This is a genomic window from Halospina sp. K52047b, from assembly GCF_008709855.1.
GTDB lineage: Bacteria > Pseudomonadota > Gammaproteobacteria > Pseudomonadales > Oleiphilaceae > Halospina > Halospina utahensis_B.
Map to the genome: position 1 here is coordinate 1 of NZ_VYJH01000014.1, position 21,472 is coordinate 21,472.

22 protein-coding genes are annotated in these 21,472 nt (G+C 62.7%); 10 read left to right on the forward strand and 12 right to left on the reverse strand.

Annotated elements, in window-relative coordinates; all coding sequences use genetic code 11:
* Positions 1–52 precede the first annotated feature (52 nt).
* The gene (gene tyrS, locus F3089_RS14125) at positions 53–1,252 is read right to left on the reverse strand and encodes a tyrosine--tRNA ligase (protein ID WP_151441432.1); all 1,200 of its coding nucleotides are present in this window, start codon (positions 1,250–1,252) and stop codon (positions 53–55) included.
* Between the two features lie 277 nt (positions 1,253–1,529).
* On the opposite strand from tyrS, the gene F3089_RS14130 reads away from it, so the two are divergent.
* Positions 1,530–2,966, forward strand: a complete 1,437-nt coding sequence (locus F3089_RS14130; protein ID WP_151441433.1) for a peptidoglycan DD-metalloendopeptidase family protein — start codon at positions 1,530–1,532, stop codon at positions 2,964–2,966.
* Positions 2,967–4,100, forward strand: a complete 1,134-nt coding sequence (locus F3089_RS14135; protein WP_151441434.1) for an anhydro-N-acetylmuramic acid kinase — start codon at positions 2,967–2,969, stop codon at positions 4,098–4,100.
* Here F3089_RS14135 and erpA read toward each other — a convergent pair.
* The 4 genes from erpA to argC all read right to left on the reverse strand — a co-directional run bounded on the left by erpA (position 4,086) and on the right by argC (position 6,847).
* Positions 4,086–4,439 carry an iron-sulfur cluster insertion protein ErpA gene (erpA, locus tag F3089_RS14140; RefSeq protein WP_095618630.1) on the reverse strand — a complete coding sequence of 118 codons (354 nt, stop codon included), beginning with the start codon at positions 4,437–4,439 and terminating at the stop codon, positions 4,086–4,088. The two genes, F3089_RS14135 and erpA, sit on opposite strands and share 15 nt — an antisense overlap.
* Before the next feature lie 89 nt (positions 4,440–4,528).
* Positions 4,529–5,062 carry a bactofilin family protein gene (locus tag F3089_RS14145; RefSeq protein WP_151441435.1) on the reverse strand — a complete coding sequence of 178 codons (534 nt, stop codon included), beginning with the start codon at positions 5,060–5,062 and terminating at the stop codon, positions 4,529–4,531.
* Entirely contained in the window at positions 5,034–5,801 is a 768-nt protein-coding gene (locus F3089_RS14150; protein ID WP_151441436.1) for a DUF6776 family protein, read from the reverse strand. The genes F3089_RS14145 and F3089_RS14150 overlap by 29 nt, the downstream gene beginning before the upstream one ends.
* 11 nt (positions 5,802–5,812) lie before the next feature.
* Positions 5,813–6,847 (reverse strand): N-acetyl-gamma-glutamyl-phosphate reductase, encoded by a 1,035-nt coding sequence (gene argC, locus F3089_RS14155; protein WP_151441437.1) that lies wholly within the window; start codon positions 6,845–6,847, stop codon positions 5,813–5,815.
* Positions 6,848–6,938: 91 nt separating this feature from the next.
* On the opposite strand from argC, the gene hemJ reads away from it, so the two are divergent.
* The 4 genes from hemJ to hemL are packed head-to-tail and all read left to right on the forward strand — an operon-like array spanning position 6,939 to position 10,054.
* Positions 6,939–7,361: a protoporphyrinogen oxidase HemJ gene (gene hemJ, locus F3089_RS14160; RefSeq protein ID WP_151441438.1), complete on the forward strand. Its 423-nt coding sequence runs from the start codon at positions 6,939–6,941 to the stop codon at positions 7,359–7,361.
* Positions 7,361–8,143: a bifunctional hydroxymethylpyrimidine kinase/phosphomethylpyrimidine kinase gene (thiD, locus tag F3089_RS14165; protein ID WP_151441439.1), complete on the forward strand. Its 783-nt coding sequence runs from the start codon at positions 7,361–7,363 to the stop codon at positions 8,141–8,143. Before hemJ ends, thiD begins: the two co-directional genes overlap by 1 nt.
* Positions 8,136–8,777 carry a thiamine phosphate synthase gene (thiE, locus tag F3089_RS14170; protein ID WP_151441440.1) on the forward strand — a complete coding sequence of 214 codons (642 nt, stop codon included), beginning with the start codon at positions 8,136–8,138 and terminating at the stop codon, positions 8,775–8,777. Before thiD ends, thiE begins: the two co-directional genes overlap by 8 nt.
* Positions 8,774–10,054: a glutamate-1-semialdehyde 2,1-aminomutase gene (hemL, locus tag F3089_RS14175; RefSeq protein WP_151441441.1), complete on the forward strand. Its 1,281-nt coding sequence runs from the start codon at positions 8,774–8,776 to the stop codon at positions 10,052–10,054. The genes thiE and hemL overlap by 4 nt, the downstream gene beginning before the upstream one ends.
* 3 nt (positions 10,055–10,057) lie before the next feature.
* Here the strand turns inward: hemL and F3089_RS14180 are convergent, their stop codons facing one another.
* The 4 genes from F3089_RS14180 to F3089_RS14195 are packed head-to-tail and all read right to left on the reverse strand — an operon-like array spanning position 10,058 to position 13,098.
* The gene (locus tag F3089_RS14180; protein ID WP_151441442.1) at positions 10,058–11,398 is read right to left on the reverse strand and encodes a tetratricopeptide repeat protein; all 1,341 of its coding nucleotides are present in this window, start codon (positions 11,396–11,398) and stop codon (positions 10,058–10,060) included.
* Positions 11,399–11,452: 54 nt separating this feature from the next.
* Positions 11,453–11,860 carry a DUF1631 domain-containing protein gene (locus tag F3089_RS14185; RefSeq protein ID WP_151441443.1) on the reverse strand — a complete coding sequence of 136 codons (408 nt, stop codon included), beginning with the start codon at positions 11,858–11,860 and terminating at the stop codon, positions 11,453–11,455.
* A gap of 9 nt (positions 11,861–11,869) precedes the next feature.
* Positions 11,870–12,511, reverse strand: a complete 642-nt coding sequence (locus tag F3089_RS14190; protein ID WP_151441444.1) for an anti-sigma factor family protein — start codon at positions 12,509–12,511, stop codon at positions 11,870–11,872.
* A gap of 35 nt (positions 12,512–12,546) precedes the next feature.
* Positions 12,547–13,098 carry an RNA polymerase sigma factor gene (locus F3089_RS14195; RefSeq protein WP_225741775.1) on the reverse strand — a complete coding sequence of 184 codons (552 nt, stop codon included), beginning with the start codon at positions 13,096–13,098 and terminating at the stop codon, positions 12,547–12,549.
* A 249-nt stretch (positions 13,099–13,347) separates the two neighbouring features.
* Between F3089_RS14195 and F3089_RS14200 the strand changes: the two genes are divergently transcribed.
* Positions 13,348–14,205 carry a DUF4382 domain-containing protein gene (locus F3089_RS14200; protein WP_225741778.1) on the forward strand — a complete coding sequence of 286 codons (858 nt, stop codon included), beginning with the start codon at positions 13,348–13,350 and terminating at the stop codon, positions 14,203–14,205.
* A 16-nt stretch (positions 14,206–14,221) separates the two neighbouring features.
* Here F3089_RS14200 and F3089_RS14205 read toward each other — a convergent pair whose 3' ends face one another.
* On the reverse strand, positions 14,222–14,752 hold the full coding sequence (locus F3089_RS14205; RefSeq protein WP_095618618.1) for a tetratricopeptide repeat protein: 531 nt from the start codon (positions 14,750–14,752) through the stop codon (positions 14,222–14,224).
* A gap of 14 nt (positions 14,753–14,766) precedes the next feature.
* Complete coding sequence (gene mrcB / locus F3089_RS14210; protein ID WP_151441447.1) at positions 14,767–17,064, reverse strand: penicillin-binding protein 1B; 2,298 nt, start codon at positions 17,062–17,064, stop codon at positions 14,767–14,769.
* Positions 17,065–17,170: 106 nt separating this feature from the next.
* On the opposite strand from mrcB, the gene F3089_RS14215 reads away from it, so the two are divergent.
* Both F3089_RS14215 and F3089_RS14220 read left to right on the forward strand, forming a co-directional pair.
* On the forward strand, positions 17,171–18,730 hold the full coding sequence (locus tag F3089_RS14215; protein WP_151441448.1) for a bifunctional aminoglycoside phosphotransferase/ATP-binding protein: 1,560 nt from the start codon (positions 17,171–17,173) through the stop codon (positions 18,728–18,730).
* A 76-nt stretch (positions 18,731–18,806) separates the two neighbouring features.
* On the forward strand, positions 18,807–19,163 hold the full coding sequence (locus tag F3089_RS14220; protein WP_151441449.1) for a pentapeptide repeat-containing protein: 357 nt from the start codon (positions 18,807–18,809) through the stop codon (positions 19,161–19,163).
* Positions 19,164–19,183: 20 nt separating this feature from the next.
* Here F3089_RS14220 and F3089_RS14225 read toward each other — a convergent pair whose 3' ends face one another.
* Positions 19,184–20,083 carry a LysR family transcriptional regulator gene (locus F3089_RS14225; protein ID WP_151441450.1) on the reverse strand — a complete coding sequence of 300 codons (900 nt, stop codon included), beginning with the start codon at positions 20,081–20,083 and terminating at the stop codon, positions 19,184–19,186.
* 183 nt (positions 20,084–20,266) lie between these two features.
* Between F3089_RS14225 and F3089_RS14230 the strand changes: the two genes are divergently transcribed.
* Positions 20,267–21,430, forward strand: coding sequence for an alkene reductase (locus F3089_RS14230; RefSeq protein WP_151441451.1), 1,164 nt, complete (start codon positions 20,267–20,269; stop codon positions 21,428–21,430).
* Positions 21,431–21,472: the final 42 nt, after the last annotated feature.

Here is a 21,472-nt window from a genome sequence, read left to right on the forward strand (position 1 = left end):
GCACAGGGTGTCGTCAACAGGAGATTTCAGAATGATGTCATCGGGCATCCACTCACTGGACATGGACCCGCGCAATCTTCTTCCGACCCGCCTGGATCACGTATGACTGCCCCGCCGGCAGCGACTGTCGATCGCCAAGGGGCTCGCCGTCCACATAGACAGCCCCCTGCTTCACCACATCCTTGGCAGCACCTCCCTGGGCCAGCCCCGCCTGCTTAAGCAGACTGACCACAAAGAGTTCAGCCTCCCCACCTGCATCCACGGTCACCTCGGGAACATTTTCGGGAATCTCACCGAGCTCCACTCTGTTCCCCGCGGAGCGATGGGCATTCTCAGCCGCCTCTTGGCCGTGATAGCGACTGATCAGCCAGTGCGCCAGCGCCTTCTTGGCCTCCTGTGGATTGAGCCCTTCCTCTTCCACCTGTCGGCGCAGTGCCTCAACCTCATCCATGGGCTTGAGCGTCAGCAGTTCGAAGTAGCGCCATACAAGCTCATCAGGAACCGAAAGCAGCCGGCTGTACATCTGCCCCGGGGCATCCGTGATCCCCACGTAGTTCCCCAGGGACTTGGACATCTTCTGAACCCCGTCCAGCCCTTCAAGGATCGGCATGGTCAGCACCACCTGAGGCTCCTGGTCGTAGTGGCGCTGTAGATGCCGCCCCATGAGCAGGTTGAACTTCTGGTCGGTGCCGCCAAGCTCCACGTCCGCCTCCAGCGCCACAGAGTCATACCCCTGGACCAGCGGATAGAGGAACTCATGGATGGCAATGGACTCATTGGCCTGGTAGCGCTTGTGGAAATCATCACGCTCAAGCATGCGGGCCACTGTGTACTGGCTTGCCAGCCGGATCATGTCCGCCGCGCCCATCTCATTCATCCAGGTGGAGTTGAACACAACCCGCGTCTTTTCTGCGTCAAGTACCCGGAAAACCTGCTCCTTATAGGTCTCCGCGTTTGCAGCCACCTCTTCTTCTGAGAGAGGCGGGCGCGTGGCACTCTTCCCGCTGGGATCGCCGATCATGCCGGTGAAGTCCCCGATCAGAAAGATGACCTCATGGCCCAGCTCCTGGAACTGGCGCAGCTTGTTCAGGAGCACAGTGTGGCCCAGGTGCAAATCGGGCGCCGTGGGATCAAACCCGGCCTTGATCCGCAGTCTACGTCCACTGCGCAGCTTGGCAGCCAGGTCTTCCTCGGGGATCAGCTCATCCACACCCCGGTGGATCTGGGCGATGGCGTCATCAATGTTCGTCATGGATACTTGTCTACTCCGATCTGTTCCAGCAGGGCTGCCCGCTACACACACTGACAATTTTCATAAGCCATTAACACGGCGGTAATCCCGCCAAATTCACTTTGTGTCGCAGGCACTTGCAAAGGAAGCAATTGTAACAGGAAACCACAGAGCGCGTTGCACCGCACAATAAAGGCAATCGTTTTTTTGCGCCCACTGCTGTTTTCATTATACTTCGAGTAATTCTGCGAACTTGCCCGAAAAGTTTGCTCCAACACTGAAACAACAGGGTATAACCGTGCTCAGACAATTCCCGGGAACCCATATCGCCGCGCTTGCCGGTATTACCGCACTGGTTGGTGTCACCCTGCTGGTAAGTCCGGGCAGCAACCAGAGCCAGACCACAAAGGCTTTTAACGTGGCGCCTGTCTCTCCCGTTCCACAGGACAGCCAGACCTCAACACAACAGTATTCACAGGCCGGCATGGTATCGCCCGCGCGGACACTGGCATACGCCGACGCACCGGATCTCCAGAGCCTTCTCGGCATCAATCTGGCAGCCGTCCCTCAAGCCCAGACGTCCGCCACCCAACCGGAACCCCGCGACGAGAACATCCATGAGAACGAGCTGGAGTGGCGGCGCTTCACCATCGAGAGGGGCGACTCTCTGTCATCCCTTTTCACCGATGCTGACGTGAGTCACCAGGAGATGTACCGCATCCTGAATGGTGAAGGGAAGCCGGATGAATTGTCGCGCCTGCGTGCCGGCCGGGAAATCGAATTCGGCTTTGATGATGACGGCAAACTCTCCATGGTGGTCCTGCACAACAGCCGCACCACCAAGCTCAAGGCGGTGCGCCAGGACGAGAGCTTCCACACTCACGAGGAAATGCGTGAACCCAGAGTGGAGCTGGCCTATGCCACCGGCGATATCCAGACTTCCTATATCCTTGCTGCGAATCGCGCCGGGCTGGGCACCAAGGTCCGCAACAAGCTCTCGCGCATCTTCGGGTGGCGCATCGATTTCTCCCGGGACCTTCGCAAGGGTGATCGCTTTGGAGTTCTGTATGAAAAACAGTATCTCGATGGAGAAATGATCGGCCACGGGCGAATTCTGGCCGCCACCTTCACCAACAAGGGAAAGACCTATTCCGCAGCCCTCTACACGGATGCGAACGGCAACAGCGACTACTACACACCGGAAGGTGAAAGCCTGCGCAAGGCTTTCCTGCGCACCCCGCTTCAATACCAGCGGGTCTCCTCCCACTTCGACATGAACCGCCGCCACCCCATCCTCAACCGGGTCCGGCCTCACGAAGGCACGGATTTCGCGGCCTCACCGGGCACCCCCGTTAAAGCCTCCGGCGACGGTCGGATCACCTATGTGGGGCGGGATGGCGGCTATGGCAAAACCGTCCGTATTGATCACGGCAATGAGGTTTCCACCGTCTACAGCCACCTGCGCAGCTACAGGAGAGGACTTCGTCGGGGTGAAACCGTCCAGCAGGGCGACGTGATCGCCTACGTCGGCATGAGCGGACTGGCGACCGGGCCGCACCTGCACTATGAATACAGGGTCAGTGGCCGCCCCCGGAACCCGCTGCATGTCAGCCTGCCGGACGCAGAGCCTATTCCGGAGGACCAGATGGCCCAGTTCCGGGCCCAGACCAACCCGCGCCTTGCCCGCCTCTCCGAGGAGGACAACTCCTTCCAGATCGCCCTGGCCGAGGAGTGAATGGCAGGCCAGCCTGACTGGTACATCGGTCTCATGTCCGGCACCAGCATGGACGGGATCGATGCGGTTCTGGTCGGGTTTGGCCCCGAGGGCATTGAAACCAGCTGGCACACCAGCCACAGCTATCCGGACAATCTTCAGGCCCAGCTGGAAGAACTCGCCGCCAATCAGGGGACGCCATCACTTCTGGGTGAAGCGGATACCCGGCTGGGGGATGCTTTTGCCCACGCGGCCCTTGCCGTCACTGAAAAAGCCGGCCTGAGGCCGGAACACGTCACGGCCATCGGCAGCCATGGCCAGACAGTCCAGCACTGCGCAGAACCGCCCTCTCCCTTCAGCCTGCAGATCGCGGATCCCAACCGCATTGCCGAAGGCACCGGCATCACCACCATAGGCGACTTCCGCAGGCGCGACATTGCCGCTGGCGGCCAGGGAGCCCCGCTTGCACCCGCATTCCACACCTGGCTGTTCAGCGCCCCCGGTCGGATGCGTTGCCTGATCAACCTGGGAGGAATCGCCAATATCACCCTGATCCCGGGCGACCACAGGCCACCCCAGGGCCACGATACAGGCCCGGCCAACCGCTTGATGGACCTGTGGTGCAAACGCCACCAGGGGCACTCTTTCGATCACAACGGCGAATGGGCGGCCTCCGGAACCGTCTGCGAGCCGCTTCTTAGAACATTCCTGAGCGACACCTATTTCTCCAGACAACCGCCCAAAAGCACCGGCCGGGAACATTTCAATGAAGACTGGCTGGAGGCTCACCTGAGAGCTCTGCCCGATACACCAAAGCCAGAGGATGTTCAGAGAACGCTTTTGGAACTGACCGCTGTGACGGTCACCCGGGACATCAACGCCATGGGCGCGGAAGAGGTCTTCCTGGCGGGAGGCGGCGCTTTCAACCCGCTTCTGGCGGAGCGTATTGCCAGCCTGCTTCCGGAGGCGTCGGTGGATTCCACGACCGCCCTGGGGCTGGATCCACAGAGTGTGGAGGGAGCGGCTTTCGCGTGGCTGGCACGCCAGAGACTCAATAACGCCCCCGGCAACCTGCCTTCGGTTACCGGTGCGTCGGGGCCAAGAGTACTTGGTGGGGTTTGGCCCGGCGGGGCCGGAACCTCAGATGCTGAATGAAGACCCGCAGCCGCAGGTACTGGTGGCATTCGGGTTCTGAACCCGGAACTGGGCGCCCATCAGATCCTCTTCATAATCAACGGTAGCACCCACCAGATACTGGTAGCTCAACGGATCCACAAGCAGGGTCACGCCATCGCGCTCAACTGCCGCATCATCGTCCGCCTGATTCTCATCGAAGGTGAAGCCGTACTGGAAGCCGGAGCAACCACCGCCCGTAATGAACACGCGCAGCTTGAGATCGGGATTACCTTCCTCGGTAATCAGCTCACGCACACGTGCAACGGCTGATTCGGTGAAAAACACCGGTATTGCCGCCTGTTCCTGAACCACGCCCATGCGATCACTCCCAACTGCTGTTCCATTCAAGTCAGACCATTATGTGAACCAGAGTACCGGCCTGACAAGCCTGATTGCGCCACCCCGGGTCAGACGCTCGACGCCCTCTCCAGGGAGCTCGTTGAGCTGCCTTCCCCCGGCTCTTCATTCCGGGCCTCATCATCTCCCGCAGCGGGGCTCGCCGCCCTGGCACCGCTCTCCTGCTGCTGCTCGCGATGCCCCGAGGGCAGCGTCCTGGAGCCACCCGGAAGGCCACCCTCACGCTGATGCAGCAGGCTGCCATTAACCGCCGCCCCCATGGCCATCTCAATCAGATGGTAATACACGTTGCCATGGATGGAGGCCTTGGAAGCCAGTTCAAGATCCTCCGAGGAATAGACATTGCCATGCACCGTACCGTTGATGATGATGTGCGGTGCATAGACATCGCCGACCACCTCGCCAACGTCACTGATGCGAAGCACCGCATCCGAACCTTCCTCGGCGTAGACCGTACCCTCAACACGCCCATCGATATGCAGACCGCCGGAGAAATGCACATCCCCGGTTATGGACATCTTGTTCGAAACCAGTGTGTCGTACTGACCCGAACCTTTATTGATCGTCCTGGACTTGCGAAACATCCGCCTCGCCCCCTGTTTTGTCCTTCCAGAAAAATTCACGCTCGGATGTTTCACGACCGTTGTCCGTAACCGCTGCAACCTGGATGGAATGGGGTTCAAACCCTTCGGGAATCGTCATATCCCCATCCACTGACTGGAAATAGCGGAACCGGAACTCGATGTCGTTATCCTCGCGTGAGTCCGAAATCCTGTGCAGCGGAAGCCGCTGCCGTTCCTCTCCAACATAGCCCACAAGATGGACTTTCACATGGCCTGACACAAACCGGTTATTGTCGCCGATCTGGCTGAGCACAAGATTGTAGCGCCAACGGTCTGGATTGCTGGTGGGATCCAGATCCATGCGGAACACCTGGAGTCCGGTTTCAAGATCCTCAGGCGCCATGATGCTCTTATAGAAACTGATCTCGGACTTGTGCTCCTGAAGAGCCTGCTCCAGTTCGCGGATCGTGTCCTGGGCTTCACGCAGACTGTGGCGGTCCACTTCCTGATCTCGCTCCACCCGCAACAGCTCCCGACGGTACTCGGTAACCTTTTCCTGAAGCCGGGCACGCTCCTCGCGCACCGTTTCAAAGCCCTCCTCCGCTGCCTGGAAGCGAGCCCAGTACTGGTGACTCCCAAGCATAAAGCCCGCGACCCCTGAGGTGACCGAAAACACCAGCAGAATCGTCAGCCGCCGCAGGCGCTCACCGCGCCGCTGGCGAACCAGTACCAGTTCTTCCGAAGAATCGGAGCGTGCCATGGGATTGGTCCTCAGGGCAGAAGCGCGGGCGCCTTCAGCCCTTCGCGTTCATCAAAACCACACATCAGGTTCATGTTCTGGATCGCCTGCCCGGCAGCACCCTTGACCAGGTTGTCCGTGACCGAGCTGACAATGATCCGGTTCTGGCCCGGTTGGCGGTGCAAAGCCATCCGGCAGGTATTCTCACCACGCACTGAGCGCGTCTCGGGCAACGAACCCCAGGGCATCACGTCCACAAAGGGCTCATCGCGGAAGCGGTTCTCGTAGATGGCCTGAAAGTCCGCCGCCTCATCTGTGATCTCCGCATAGAGCGTAGCCTCAATGCCACGGACCATGGGCACCAGATGGGGTACAAAGGTAACCTGAGGCGCCGAGCGCGCCTGCATCATTCGCAGCCCCTGCTCAATCTCCGGTCCGTGCCGGTGGCCCGAGGCCGCATAGGCCCGGAAGCTCTCCCCGGCCTCGCCCAGCAGCATGCCCATGCGGGCCTGCCGGCCACCACCGCTGGCACCGGACTTGCCATCCGCGATCAGCCGTGACGGATCCACCACGCCCGCCTCGATCATCGGCAGGAAGCCCAGCTGGATGGTCGTGGCATAACAGCCGGGATTGGCCACGAGGCGCGCCCCCCGGATCTGCTCCCGGTTGATCTCCGGCAGGCCATACACCGCTTCGCGGATGAGATCCGGCGCGGTATGGGTAGTGCCATACCAGTGTTCCCAGACCTCGCGCTCCTGCAGCCGGAAATCGGCGGACAGGTCCACAACCTTCACGCCCTGCTCCAGCAGGTGCCCCACACTGTCCATCGCTACCGCATTGGGCGTGGCGAAGAACACCAGGTCGCACTCAGCCAGACGCTCATCATCCGGATCCTCAAAGGCCAGATCACAGTGGCCACGCAGGCTCGGAAAGAGTTCCGCCACCGGACGCCCGGCCTCCGAGCGCGAGGTGATCAGCGCCACCTCCACACCCGGATGCAGCGCCAGCAGCCTCAGCAGCTCCACGCCTGTATAGCCGGTACCCCCGACAATGCCCACTGTGATCACGTTCTGCCTCCTCTGTACTGGTTCCGCTCGTTGGCGCCCGTAACAGAGCATTGTACCATGCCTGAATCATTCAGTCGGTTAAGGAGTTCCTGTGCTCTGGATCAAAGCGTTCCATCTCATGGCCATGGTCACCTGGTTCGCGGGTATCTTCTACCTGCCCCGCCTTTTCGTTTACCACGCCATGACCGAGGATGAACCCGGCCGGGAACGGTTCCGGACCATGGAGCGCAAGCTGTACCGCGGCATCATGAACCCGTCCATGATCGCCACACTGATCTTCGGCACCTGGCTTATCGCCCTGAACCCGGAGTACTACCTGCAGCAGGGGTGGCTGCACATCAAGCTGCTGCTGATCGCGGTGCTGGTGGCCTACCACCTGTGGTGCGGGCATTTCGTCCGGCTCTTCCGGGATGACCGCAACACCAGGGGCCACATCTTCTTCCGCTGGATCAACGAGGCGCCGGTCCTCCTTCTGGTCGCCATTATTCTGCTCGCCGTTCTGAGGCCCTTCTGATGCCCAATACACGCCCCCAGGTACTCGTTATCTCGGGCCTGGACCCGTCCGGCGGAGCCGGCATCCAGGCCGACATCCAGGCCATCACCGCCATGGGAGCGCACCCGCTGCCGGTGCTGAGCTGCCTGACCGTGCAGGACACCTGTAATGTGCACGGTGCGGAAGCGGTTGACCCTGACCTGATTGCACGCCAGATCCGCTCAGTGGCCGCTGACTCCCCCATCCACGCCATCAAGACCGGTGCCATGGGAGATCACCGCATCGTCAGCATGCTGCGTACGGTCCTGGACGAGCTGGGGTCATTACCTCTGGTGGTGGACCCGGTGATCAAAGCCGCCGGTGGCGGTGAGCTGGCGGACGGGAAGCTGGTGGCAGCCATGCGCTCGGAGCTCTTCCCCATGGCGTCCGTCATCACCCCGAATGGCCCGGAACTGGCGGAGCTGGGCGGCAGCGACGACGTCACCACCAGTGCCCAGGCACTGCTTGATGACGGTGCCGGCGCCGTTCTCGCCACTGGCGGGCACGGCACCGGGCCAACCATCGAGAACCGGCTTTTCCGCAGGGAGCAGGTCGCCTCGTCATGGCAACTGCAACGGGTGGGCGGTGAATACCATGGCAGCGGCTGCACACTCGCCGCGGCCATCAGCGCGGGCCTGGCCGAGGGATTGCCGTTACCCGAGGCCATTGAGCATGCCCAGATTTTCACCGAGCGTGCCATACGGGGTGCGCTGCGTGTCGGCCGGGGCCAGCCGGTCCCGGACAGGAGCCTGATCAATGACTGAACGGATGCCAGGGCAGGGACTCTACGCCATCACCGACAGCCAGCTGCTGCCGGACGACCGCATCGTGGATGCTGTTGAACAGGCCCTGGCCGGTGGCGCCGTCATGGTCCAGTACCGGGACAAACGCCCCGATGATGAGCTGCGCCGGAGCATCGCGGAGCAGCTTCTGGCGGCCTGTCAGCGTTGGGGGCGTCCCCTGATCGTGAACGATGACGTCGCCCTGGCCCGGCAGATCGGTGCCGACGGCGTCCATCTCGGCCTTGAGGACTCAACGCCGGAAGAAGCCCGTGAGCAGCTGGGCCCTGGCGCCATCATCGGCGTCACCTGTCACGACGACCTGGAGCGGGCCCGGGAGCAGGCGTCCGGATCCGCGGACTACCTCGCGTTCGGGCGTTTCTTCCCATCCGCCACCAAGGGCTCGGCACCGTCCGCCTCCGCCGATGTACTCGGTCAGGCAGGCGCCCTCGGCTTGCCCAGGGTCGCCATCGGCGGCATAACCACGGATAATGCGCCCAGCCTGATCCGGGCAGGCGCGGACCTGATCGCGGTCATCCACGGGCTGTTCTCGACGCAGGACATCGAAGCAACGGCCCGTGAGTTCACCCAACTTTTTGCAACAGGAGCCTCTTCATGAGCCAGTCGGATACGCTTTTCGAGCAGGCGAGCCAATACATCCCCGGCGGCGTCAACTCGCCGGTGCGCGCCTTCAAGGGCGTGGGCGGCACGCCCATCTTCTTCAAACAGGCAGAAGGTGCCTACCTCTGGGATGAGGATGACAAGCGCTACATCGACTATGTGGGCAGCTGGGGTCCCATGATCCTCGGCCATGCCGCCCCCGCCGTGATCGAGGCGATCCGGGACCAGCTGACCCACGGCACCGGCTATGGCGCACCCAGCTCAACGGAAACCGCCATGGCCCGCAAGATCTGCGAGATGGTGCCTTCAGTGGACATGGTGCGCATGACCAATTCCGGCACCGAAGCCACCATGAGCGCCGTGCGGCTGGCGCGCGGCTATACCGGCCGTGACCGCATCCTGAAATTCGAGGGCAACTACCACGGCCATGTGGACTCGCTGCTGGTGAAGGCCGGCTCAGGCGCGCTGACTCTGGGCCAGCCCAACTCGCCGGGCATCCCCAAGGCCCTCGCGGAACAGACCCTCACTGCCACCTTCAACGATCTGGAAAGCGTCGAGACCATCTTCCAGGAGTACGGCAGCGAGATCGCAGGCATCATCGTCGAACCCGTGGCCGGCAATATGAACTGCGTGCCGCCGGTCGCTGGCTTCCTGGAAGGGTTGCGCGAGATCTGCGACCGTCACGGCAGCGTGCTGATCTTCGACGAGGTGATGTCCGGCTTCCGGGTCGCGCCAGGCGGTGCCCAGGAGCGTTACGGCGTGACTCCGGATCTGACCGCGCTGGGCAAGATCATCGGCGGTGGCCTGCCGGTGGGCGCACTCGGCGGGCGCCGTGACATCATGAGTCACCTGGCACCGCTGGGGCCGGTCTACCAGGCAGGCACGCTTTCCGGTAACCCGCTGGCCATGCGCGCGGGCCTCGCAACTCTGGAAGGGCTCTCCCAGCCAGGCTTCCACGATCAGCTGGAACAGCGTACCCGGAAGCTGATGGACGGTTTTGCCGCAATTGCCGATAAGCACGGCATTCCGCTGAAGGTTCAGGGCGCCGGGGGCATGTTCGGGCTCTTCTTCACGGACCAGCCGGAAGTAACCCGCTTCGAGCACGTGGTCAACTGCGACACCGAGCGCTTCGGCCGCTTCTTCCACGCCATGCTGGAACAGGGCGTCTACCTGGCCCCGGCGGCATTCGAAGCCGGCTTTGTATCCGGCGCCCACACCGAGGCGGACATTGAGGCCACGCTGCAGGCGGCGGATAACGCCATGGCGCAGCTCTGAGCTTCAGCGCCCGAACGCGCGCCGGATCCCGACCCGGACCTCGGTCCGTCGGTAATCCCGGGATTCCAGGCGCGCATGGTTGCTCTCCCATTCGCCGGACAGGGTCAGGTGCCAGTTGTGACTGACCTCCCACTCGGAGCCCAGCCTCAGGCGCCAGCGCTCTTCCCGGCGCCGGAGTGTCCGGGTGCCGCCACGGACCTCATCCTCCTGGTAACGGGACAGGCGCCAAACGGCCTCCGCTGACACCGACCAGCGGGCCGACAGCGCATAATCCATCGAGCCACGGAGGCGGTGCCGCACGGGCGAGGCGCTGAAGAAATCGTCACCTGCAACCAGCCCGTCACGGTTTTCCTCCGTCCAACTATAGCCAGCTGCCACAACCAGTCCGTCCGCCACCGGATGACGGTACGCCAGTTCGAAAAAGCGATCCGAGCCTGACAGCTCCGGGAAGTCTTCCCCAGCATCGACCGAGGCGGCGCCCACCTCCAGCTGCATCAGGCCACGCCCGGGCGACCAGTCCAGATAAAGGGCAATGTCCGCACGCCGGCTGACCCGCTCCGCCTCCAGCCACTGCCATTCCGAGGCGGCCTCGGCACCCACACTGAGAGCCGGTGTTCCACGGTAGTCCAGCACCAGCCCAGGTCTTGCAAGCGTCTGATCGGCCCCATCATAGCCGGAATAGTGCCGGGCGCTGGCCACACCGGACGCCGCCAGGCTGAGCGCGCCCCGGCGCCAGAGTGGCGCCCGCCCCCAGGCAAACGCCTCCTGGAATACCGAGGTGGATGCCACGAGTTGGTCACCGGCGAGATTGAGGTTGTCCTCATAGCCGCCCCCGGCCTGGACGAGCGCGCGCCACGCATCACGTGAGCCCGCCCGCGGGGCGACGCCCAAGCGGTCCAGCTGCTGCACCGCCAGGGCGGCAATGCGCCCGTCACGATCCAGAACCAGAGCGTCCGAGAAGTGGCCCCGGGCTCCAGCGGGTCTACCCTGCTCCAGGGCGACAAGCCCCAGGTTGTAGTGCACCAGTGCGGGGCTGTCCGTCATCGGCAGGAGCTGCTCAAAACGCGCCCGGGCCTCATCCAGCCGGCCGGCCCGGAACAGGGCCACAGCGAGGTTGTAGAGCCGGGATTCGGTGGTCTCGCCCGCAGCCAGCGCCCGCTCGAACAGGGAAGCCGCACCGGCATAATCCCCGTCTTCAAACGCGGTCTTCCCCTGCTCCACCAGGGCGGCTGTGTCCTGTGCCGCCACCGGCAGGGGCATCAGAGCCAACAGCACCACCAGTGCCAACACAGCGCTGGGTCGGACCGACAGGGCGGATGGATTATGGGCGAGTTTGCGCTGCATGGGGTCGGGCTTCCTCCAGTGACCCCGGAACTCTAGCAGCTGCGGCGGGATTCTTCAGCGTTGACCACCCCGTTCAGAGGGGGCAGAGCCGGGCCGGTCCGGAGACGAGGGCGCACCACCCCCACCCGGGCCACTCACTTCGGGGCCCTTCACCCCCCCAGGAACCGGGAGGTCGCCCCCGCCGGGGCGCCGCTCCAGTCCCTGGCGAGCCCGCTCTCGCGCACGCTCCAGCGCGTCACGGCCCTTACTGGCGGCCTCCCCGGCGCGCTCACGCCCCTGACGCGCCCGTTCCTTCGCACGCTCCGCTGCCCCCTCGGGCAACTCGATCCGGCGCACCACGCCCTCGGAGACCGGTTCGTCCTCGGGTACCATCCGTATGGTCACGTCCAGATCCGTCTCCCCCCAGGCCTGGGGCGCCGCAAGCAGTGCCACCAGCAACAATGGGCTCAGCCAGATTCTCATACCATCACCTCATCCACCCTCACCACCACTCGTAACCGGCGCGCGGAAGACCCGTTCACGGTCTCCATGACGGATCCGTGCCACCAGTTCGCCTTCCCCCGGAAACAGGGTCCTGACCGGCAGCGCCAGCAGGTTCTCGCCCTTGTCCAGGTCCACCTCCCAGCTGATACGGCGCTCACCGGGGAACGAGGCCAGCTCAGCGTGGGGTGGCAGTTCTATGGTCAGATTGACGTTCTCAAGCGCCTCACCGGAGTCAAACGCCAGACGCATGGTCTGGACATTATTCTCCGAAACCGGCCCCACGACGGTTTCCGGCCCGGAGTCCCCACCCCGGGGAATGAACCACGTCCCCAGGAAAAGTCCGACCACCAGGCAGGCCGCCATGGCCGCACCCGCCACCGGTGTGCTCCAGCGCCGCCGGGCGTCACCCCCTCCGTGCACGGCTTCCAGAATGCGGGTTTCAAACCCTGATCCCGGCTCACTTACCGGGGACTCCCGCAGAAGCTCACGCCAGCGCTGTTCCGCCTTCACTTTCCGCGCACAGTCGCTGCACTCCGCAAGATGCGCGGCAACAGCACGCCGGTCGGCCTCGTCGAGACGACCGTCGCAGTAACCCTCAATGTGCGGAATCAACTGTTCACAGTCCATCATCCTATCCTCCACGGAGTACCACGCTGGGCGTGCTCCTAAGGTTCCATCCGTCGTGCCAGTTGTTCACGCAGTTTCTGGCGACACCGGTGCAGCCGTGACTTGATGGTGCCGGGAGCCACCTCCAGAACCTCCGCGATCGCCTGCTGCTCCCACCCCTCGACATCGTACATGATCAGAAGGGCGCGCTGGTCCGGCGGCAGTTCCGCCAGTGCCTCCTGCACCATACGGCCCGCCCGCCCACGCTCCATGTCGGCCAGTGGCCCCAGGCCCTCACCGGGATAGCGGTCCAGAAAGGCCTGATGGTTCTCGATATCCCCGGTATCCGTCACTGACTGTTCCTGGCGGCGCTTACCCTTGCGGTCCCGATCCACGAACTGACGATAGAGTACCCGGTTGAGCCAGGGCCTCAGATCCTGGACCGTTTCCAGCTCCCGCGTCCGGGGATACAGCTTGAGCATCACATCCTGAACCAGGTCCTCGGCGTCCGCAGGATTCCCGGTAAGACGATGGGCAAACCGGTAAAGACCCCGCAGATGTGGCTTTACAAGCTGATCAAAGGTTCGTGCCTGGGAACGACTGAAAAACAACGGATACAACCTGCCTGGATAGCGGTGACGTCAGTTATAGCAGACTCCATGGAAAACGACGCCCGTCCTCTGAACATTCTGTAATCGCAATATCCGGAACCTTCCCTGGATGCCATTCGTGGTGAGTACAGGTGCCGATAACGGCATTGGCGATCAGCCACACACGACAAGGGAGAAGAACATGACATCCAATGCACTCAAACCACTGGCAATTGCCGTTCTCGCAGCCTCCACGACAGGGCTCACCGGCTGTTTCAGCAGTTCTCCTCGGGGGGCGACAGCGGCTCTCTCTCACTCGGCATTACAGATGCGCCGGTAGACTCACTGGAAGAAGTGAACATTTCCTTTACCAGCATCACCCTCAATCACAGCAATGGCGAACGGATCGAGATCGAACTGAATGAGGAGCAGCTGGCCGAGCAACCAATTGATCTGCTAACCCTCCAGCGCGGCAACGCGGCAAGCCTTATTGCCGACGAGGAAGTGCCTGCGGGTGAGTATGAGTGGATCCGACTCAATGTTGTGGACAACCAGACATTTCCAGACATGTATGTGGTCAGAGAAGACAACGGAGGCACCGCTGACCTGGCCGTGCAATCAGCAAGAGGGCTTCAGCTGTCCAGCGGTTTCACTGTCCCCCAGGGCGGCTCGGCGGATTTTACAGTCGACTTTGACCTGCGTTCCGCCATTACAGACCCGCAGGGGCAGGACGGATACTTCCTGAGGCCCTCATTGCGGCTGGTGGACAACAGCGAGGTCGGCGCCATCGAAGGCACTGTATTCAGCAATGTCATCAGCAACCAATGTAACGAGAACACAAGCTTCAATGGGGCTGTTTATGTCTATGAAGGCCAGAACGCGGAGCCTATCGACTACAACAGCAAAACCGACAAAGAACCGCTGATGACGGCAGCCGTGGAACAGCCGGAAAGTGGCGGCGAACTGAGCTATCGGGCAGCGTTCCTGACCGAAGGCGATTACACCATCGGCTACACCTGTGACGCCGACGACCCAGATGCCGATAACGACCTGACCTTCACCGGCACCCGCAACGTGACGGTCTCAGCCAACGAAACTCAGACCGAAGACTTCGACGGCAGCCAGTAACCCGCACCGGACCGGGCTACATCTGCCCGGCCCGTTCCCTGGCATCCGCCGCGCCCGCCTGGTCGCCCATGCGGGCGCGGATGGCTGCCAGTTCCGACCAGCCCTCCTGCCGGAGCGCCCGGTCATTGCCCGCCTTGCTGATGCCCTTGAGCACGAACTGTTCGGCACGCGCCGGGTTTCCTTTTTCCCGGTAGACCCGACCCAGCGCGTAATAGACCGCCGCCGCATCCGGCGCGATACGCTGCGCCCGCTGGATCAGGTCCAGAGCCCGCCCATCATTACCAGCCTCCAGAGCCGAATCCGCTGAGGCCAGCAGCCCGCGCGCCGCATCCGGAACCCTGCCTCCACTTTCACGCTGGCGGTCAACACTGGGCGGCTCATCCTCGGACGGTTCCTCCACCTCAGCAGACTCCTCCGTCCGCTTACCGATGGGCTCGACCTCGGTTCCGGTGTCTTCTTCCGGCGGCTGGAACCGCACGCTGCAGCCCGCCAGAAGCAGGACCGCAAGAGCCATGCTGCCCCACCGGATCCAGGGTTGAATGGTCATCCTGTCTACCTCCGTCAGAAAATCTGCTGGAACCACCGCTGGATCCGATTGCCCATACCGTCGCTGCAGGGCACCTCTTCCTGGGGTTCCGAGCCCTGTATGAAGGGAATCCGCCTTGCGCCGTCACAGCCCTTCGCCGTAATCCCCCCGGTCTTTGAGTCCACCCAGTGGTAGTCCACGGAGCCGGGCACCACCGGCGAAAACGCCCTGGTGGAGCTGTCGTCCATAATCCGGCCCCAGATCTGCAGCGCGCCCGAGCCGCCCGTGAGCGTGGTGGCATCGTAATCGTCACCACCCACCCAGACCACCCCGAGATGATCCCCGGTGAACCCAGCAAACCAGCTGTCCCGGCCTTCATTGGTGGTCCCCGTTTTACCGGCCGTGTGCAGCCGTTCCGGGATGAGATTGTACACCGAGCTGCCCGTACCCTCGCGCATCACCTCCTGCATGGCGTAGTGCAGAAGGTGCATCGGCCCTGGTTCAACCACCTGCTCCATCCGCAGGTCGTAACGGGACAGCACCTCGCCCTCCGGCGTGGTGACACTGCGGATGCTGCGCAGTGGCACCCGGAACCCGCCGGAGGCGATGGTCTGGTACATCCGCGCCACTTCCAGCGGTGTCATCTCAACGCTGCCCAGGAGCAGGGAGGGGTACTGTGGCGGCTCATCCTCCATACCCAGCCGCTGGAGGGTTTCGGTCACGGCCGGCACCCCGAGATTCAGCCCGAGCCGGACACTGGCCTGGTTGTAGGAGTGGGAAAGGGCCCTGTGCAGTGGTACCTGACCGTGGGATTCACCACTGAAATTGGCTGGCGACCAGGTATCACCGTTATCAAACTCCAGGCGGAAGCGCTCATCCTTCAGGGGCGAGATCAGAGTATAGCGGGCCGGCTTTTCCAGGGCAGTAAGATAGGTTGCCGGCTTGACCAGGGAGCCGATCGGCCGGCTGGCGTTCATGGCCCGATTGAAGCCAGGGAACCGCGTGTCGCGCCCGCCCACCAGCGCCTCTACTTCACCGCTTTCACGCCCGGTGATCACAACGGCCCCCTCCAGGGTCCCTGCTTCCTGCCCCTGTTCCAGGGCAGCCATCATGCCGCTGGCTCTCGATTCAGCCGTTGCCTGCAACCGCGGATCCAGCGTGGTGAAAATGCGCAGGCCAGCGGTTTCCAGATCCTCGTCCCGGTAATCCCGGGAAAGGTGTTCACGCACCAGGTCCATGAAGGCGGGGTAGCGGTGGGTATCCTCGTCCGGCGCTGCCGCCACATCCAGAGTCCGCCTCTTGAGGGAGGTCGCGCGTGATTCGGTGATCAGCCCCCGATCAGCCAGCAGCTCCAGCACCAGGTCACGCCTGGCCCGGGCCTGCTCGGGCCGGGTCCGTGGATTGTAGTAGCCGGGACCGCGCACCATACCCACCAGCAGCGCCGTCTCATGGAGTTCCAGCTCACTGAATGGTTTCGCGAAGTAAAAGCGGCTGGCCAACCCAAACCCGTGAATGGCGCGTGTTCCGGACTGCCCCAGGTAGGCCTCATTCATGTAGGCCTCCAGGATCGCCTCCTTGGAGTAACGGGCTTCCAGCAGAATCGCCATGATGGCTTCGTTGAACTTGCGCCAGTAGGTCTGCTCACTGGAGAGCCAGAAGTTCTTGACCAGCTGCTGGGTCAGGGTACTGCCACCCTGCACCACCCGCCCGGCCTGCAGATTGGCGATGAAGGCACGGGCGATGGCCGTGGGCTCCACCCCGTAATGGGACGGGAAGCCCCGATCCTCAACCGTCAGCAGGGTCTCGCGGAAGAGCTCCGGCTGGTCGTCGAGCTGCACCAGGACACGATCCTCACCATGGCCGGGGTAGATGCTGGCAATACGGCGGGGTTCCAGCCGTGCAAGCGCCGTCTCCCCGGGAGCCTCGAACCCGGTAATCGTGCCGCTGTCCGCCGTCACCCGCAGATTGCGGGCGGGTTCCCTGCCATCCGGAAAGTGGAACCCGCGCGTCCGGATCCGGAAGCGTCCGCCCTGACGCTGGAACTGCCCGGCATCCCGCGGCGCACCTGAAACCGGCTGATACCCCAGGGCCTCCAGCTCCTGTGCCAGCGCTGCAGCCCCCACCGGCGCCCCTGCGTAGAGCTCAAGAGGCTGCGCATAGACCCGAGAGGGAATTTCCCAGCGATGATCCTCGAACCGGGAGGTCACCTGGACATCCAGATAGATGGTCCAGACTACCAGCATCAGAATCCCAACCAGCCCCAGTCGCCAGATCAGCCCGATAAAACCTCTGCTGCGGCGCTTTTCCTGCTTTCTTCCTGCTTTTCTACTCATGGCTGCCGATTATAGCGCTCTCACACGCCACGTCATGGGCGGTTTCATGTTCAAAACATGACGTCCCCGTTATGATGTTTCTGAATACCTGTGCAGGAGCTGTGGAATGGAATCAGGGCTGATCAGTGCCTTACAGACCCCGGAGTGCTACCCCCACCCGGTCAGTGATATCCGCCTGATCGAAACGCACATCTCCTGGGTGCTGCTGACCGGCGATTATGTGTACAAGATCAAGAAGCCTCTTGATCTGGGGTTCCTGGACTTCCGCGAGCTCAGCGCCCGCCGGCATTACTGCGAGGAGGAACTGCGCCTCAACCGGCGGCTGGCGGAACCGGTCTACGAGGCGGTCGTCCCCATCACGGGCAGCCCGGAGTCACCGGCGATCAACGGTGATGGCACGCCCATCGACTATGCGGTGCGCATGCGCCAGTTCGACCCGGAACAGACCCTGGACCGGCTGAGCGAGCGGAACGAGCTGACACCGGGGCAGCTGGATGAGCTGGCTGAACGCGTCGCCAGCTTCCACGACTCAGTCCCGTCGCTGCCACCGGACAGCCCCATGGCCAACACCGATGACCTCAGGGACGCGATGGTGGACAACGTCACCACCGCCCTGGAGCACCTGCAGGAGGCCGGCGACCGCCAGCAGGCACAGGCCCTGCTGGAATGGATCCGTGACACCTTTGAGCAACAGCGCGAACGCCTGCAGCAGCGGCTGGCCGACGGACGGATCCGTGAGTGCCATGGCGACCTGCACCTGGGCAACATCGCCCTCTTCCAGGGCCGGATCACTGTTTTCGACTGCATTGAGTTCAATCCCGAATTCCGCTGGATTGACACCGCCAACGACCTCGCCTTCCTGCTCATGGACCTGGAAAGCCGCGGCCATCCCGCATGGTCGGCCCGGGTGCTCAACCATTACCTGGAACACAGCGGCGACTATGAGGCCCTGCCACTGCTGCGCCTGTTCAGCGCCTACCGGGCCATGGTGCGTGCCAAGATCGCACTGCTCAGCCCCGCGGATTCCAGCGAGGCCGAACAGCAGAACCTGGACCGGTACCGGCGTTACGCGGAGCTGGCCGAGCGCTACTCCATGATCCCCCAGCCCTGGCTGGCAGCCACCACCGGCTTTTCCGCCAGCGGCAAGTCGCGTTTCAGTTCCGCGCTGGCGGAACAGTTCAGCATGATCCGGCTGCGCTCCGATGTGGAGCGCAAACGCCTTTTCGGGCTCGGGCCAACCGAATCCAGCAACTCCGCGCAGGATGCCGGCATCTACACCCAGGACGCCACACGCCAGACCTACCAGCGGCTCCAGGCGTTGGCCCATCGCGCGCTGGCGACCGGCTACCCGGTCATCGTGGACTCCGCGGCGCTTTACCAGGAAGAGCGGGATGGCCTGGCGGAGGTAGCGGAATCGCTGGGTGTTCCCTTCGTACTGATCGCCTGCGAGGCACCGGAATCCGTTCTGCGTGAACGCATCCGCGAACGGGCCCGCCGCAGCGGTGAGGTTTCCGAAGCGGACGAAGCGGTCCTCGATCAGCAGCTGGGCAGTGCGGACCCCATCGGTGAAAGCGAACGCAGCCACACCATCCATGTCCACACCCACACCCCGGGTGCGCTGGAGGCACTGATCCGTGCCCTGGACCCCGGACCACGCGGCCACTGATCACCACGCACGTGGCAGCCAGCGGGCAAACAACTATACTGGGGCCAGAAGCCCGGATAACACTGGACGGACAACAATGGAAGAAGATCTGGCCCGCAGTATCGACGACCCGCTCTATCAGGCGCTGCGCGACGAAAACATCCAAGCTTTCAATGAGGCCCGGGACAAGCTGGAAAAGCTTCCGAGCTTCGCCTATGGCGATTTCCGCGGTCTCGACCTGCGCGGCCTCAATGCGAAGGATCTGGATCTACGCCACGCCTATTTCCGGGGAGCGGATCTGCGCGGCATTGATTTCAGCGAGACCGCCATGGAAGGGGCCAGCATTGCCCACACCAAGATCTCAGGCTGCTTCTTCCCCCGAGCCATAGCCGCCGATGAGATCGTGATGTCGCTCAACCACGGCACCCGCATGCGCTACAACACCAGGGGCTAGCCCGGAGGCGGCCATTACCTTCAAGCCTGGCCTGGAAACGCCTCCTGCAGAAGGGAGAGCACCCACTGCTGCAGGGGATCCTGGTCGGTACGCGGATGCCAGGCGGCAATAACATCGAAACAGGGCGGTGATTCCTCCAGATCGATGGGGGTTACCAGCGGATGGGGAAGAATCCTTGAGGGCAGGAAGGCGACACAGTCGCTGGATGCAACGCAGGTTGGGGCCGCAGAGAAACTCGGGACGGACATAACGATATTCCGTCCGTACCCTTTGCTGGCAAACCAGCTGTCAGCGGAACCAATCAGGTTGGCCCGCGTCGGCGAGACAATGAGCTGTGGCAACTCAGCCACATCTCCGATGGTCAGCTTGCGCTCATGCAATGGCGAGTCATTCCCTGCCACGCAGATGTGATACTCCGAGAAGAGCAGCTTGCTCTGGCAGCTTTCCGGCGCGAAGGCAGGGAACGTCAGGGCCAGGTCCAGCTCACCGGAGGCCAGCATGGCGTGCAGGCGGTCGCTCTCGAACTGACGAACGATCAGCTTCAGGCCCGGCGCCTGCTGTCTGACCCTGGCGACCAGCTCAGGCAACACCACCTCCACCGCATAGTCAGTCGCGGATATGACATAGGTCCCCTGCACACTTGCCGGATCAAACCGCTCTGGGGGAATCAACTGCTCAATACTGTCAAAGACAGCCTTCACCCTCGGTTCGAGCTCCTGCGCCAATGGCGTTGGTACAACACCCTGGCGTGAGCGCAGGAAAAGGCGATCCTGGAAAACCTCCCGCAACTTGTTCAATTGCGCACTCACCGCCTGCTGCGTCATCCCCATCTGACTGGCGGCCCGCGTCAGGCTTCTCTCTTTAAGCAACGCCCTCAGCACACGCAACTGCTTCAGGTCGATATTGCCAATACCACTCATGTTTGTATTTCTCACCAAAAATTACTGTTTCTGTTTGTGATCATACGCCCTTAGTCTTGTGCCCGTCATCGCAGCCATCCAACGACGACTCGGCGTTCCGCGCCAGGTCCTGAACAAACAGGACATCGGCAGGGTCGAGATGCTGCTGCGTCAATGTACTTTCCACTGAAAAGGCCCAGAACCATGAATACTGAATCGCTTTTTGAATCAGTGCGCCTCGGTGATCTGACACTGAAAAGCCGCATCGTGCTGCCACCGTTGACGCGCTCCAGAAGCACCCAGCCGGGCAACATCCCCAATGACATGATGGCGACCTACTACGCTCAGCGGGCTTCCGCCGGCTTTATGGTCTCGGAAGGCACCCAGGTCGAGCCGCGTGGCCAGGGGTATGCCTGGACGCCTGGCATCTCCACCCCGGAGCAGGTTGAGGGCTGGAAAAAGGTCACCGAGGCCGTTCACGCCGAAGGAGGTACGATCTTCTGCCAGCTCTGGCATGTGGGCCGGATATCGCACCGTTCGCTGCAACCGGAAAGGGCAGCTCCGGTGGCGCCGTCCGCCATCCGCAACGAAACCGTTAAGGTGTTTGTTGAAACAGGGCCCGGTGAAGGCAAGATCACTGATTCCGACGACCCCCGTGCCCTGAGCACGGATGAGGTTGGCGAAATGGTTGAGTTATACGCCCGGGCGGCGCGCAATGCCATGGAAGCCGGCTTTGACGGCGTGGAGATCCACAGTGCCAATGGCTACCTGGTCAACCAGTTCATCTCGGAACACAGCAACCAGCGCAGCGACCAGTATGGCGGCAGCCTGCGCAACCGGTTGCGCTTCCTGGAAGAAGTGGTCAGTGCGGTCTCCAGGGAAGTGGGCGCCAACCGCCTCGGCGTCCGGTTCTCACCGCTGTTCGAAAGCACGGACGAAGAGCGCGTCTATCTCGGGCTGGTTGAATCCGACCCCCATGAAACCTATGTGGAAGCGGCACGGATGCTGGACCGTCAGGGCATCGCCTACATCTCGATTGCCGAGGCGGACTGGGATAATGCCCCCGAACTGCCAGACAGCTTCTGCCAGGCTCTGAGGGATGCGTTCAGCGGCGCTCTGATTTTTGCCGGGCGCTATACGCCGGAAAAGGCCCTGCGCATGTTTGAGGCGGGCTATGGTGATCTGTTCGCGTTCGGCAAGCCCTTTATCGCCAACCCGGACCTGCCCCATCGCATCTGGCATGAACTGCCCTGGAATAAAGTGGATCCGGCGACGATGTACGGAGGCAGCGCCCACGGCTACACCGACTACCTCACTTACGCACAGCAGGCCCAGCAGAACGCCCCGGAACCGGAAAGTGTTTCCTGACAGGCCCAGCCGCGCGCAGGAGTGGCTCCTGCGCGCGGCAAC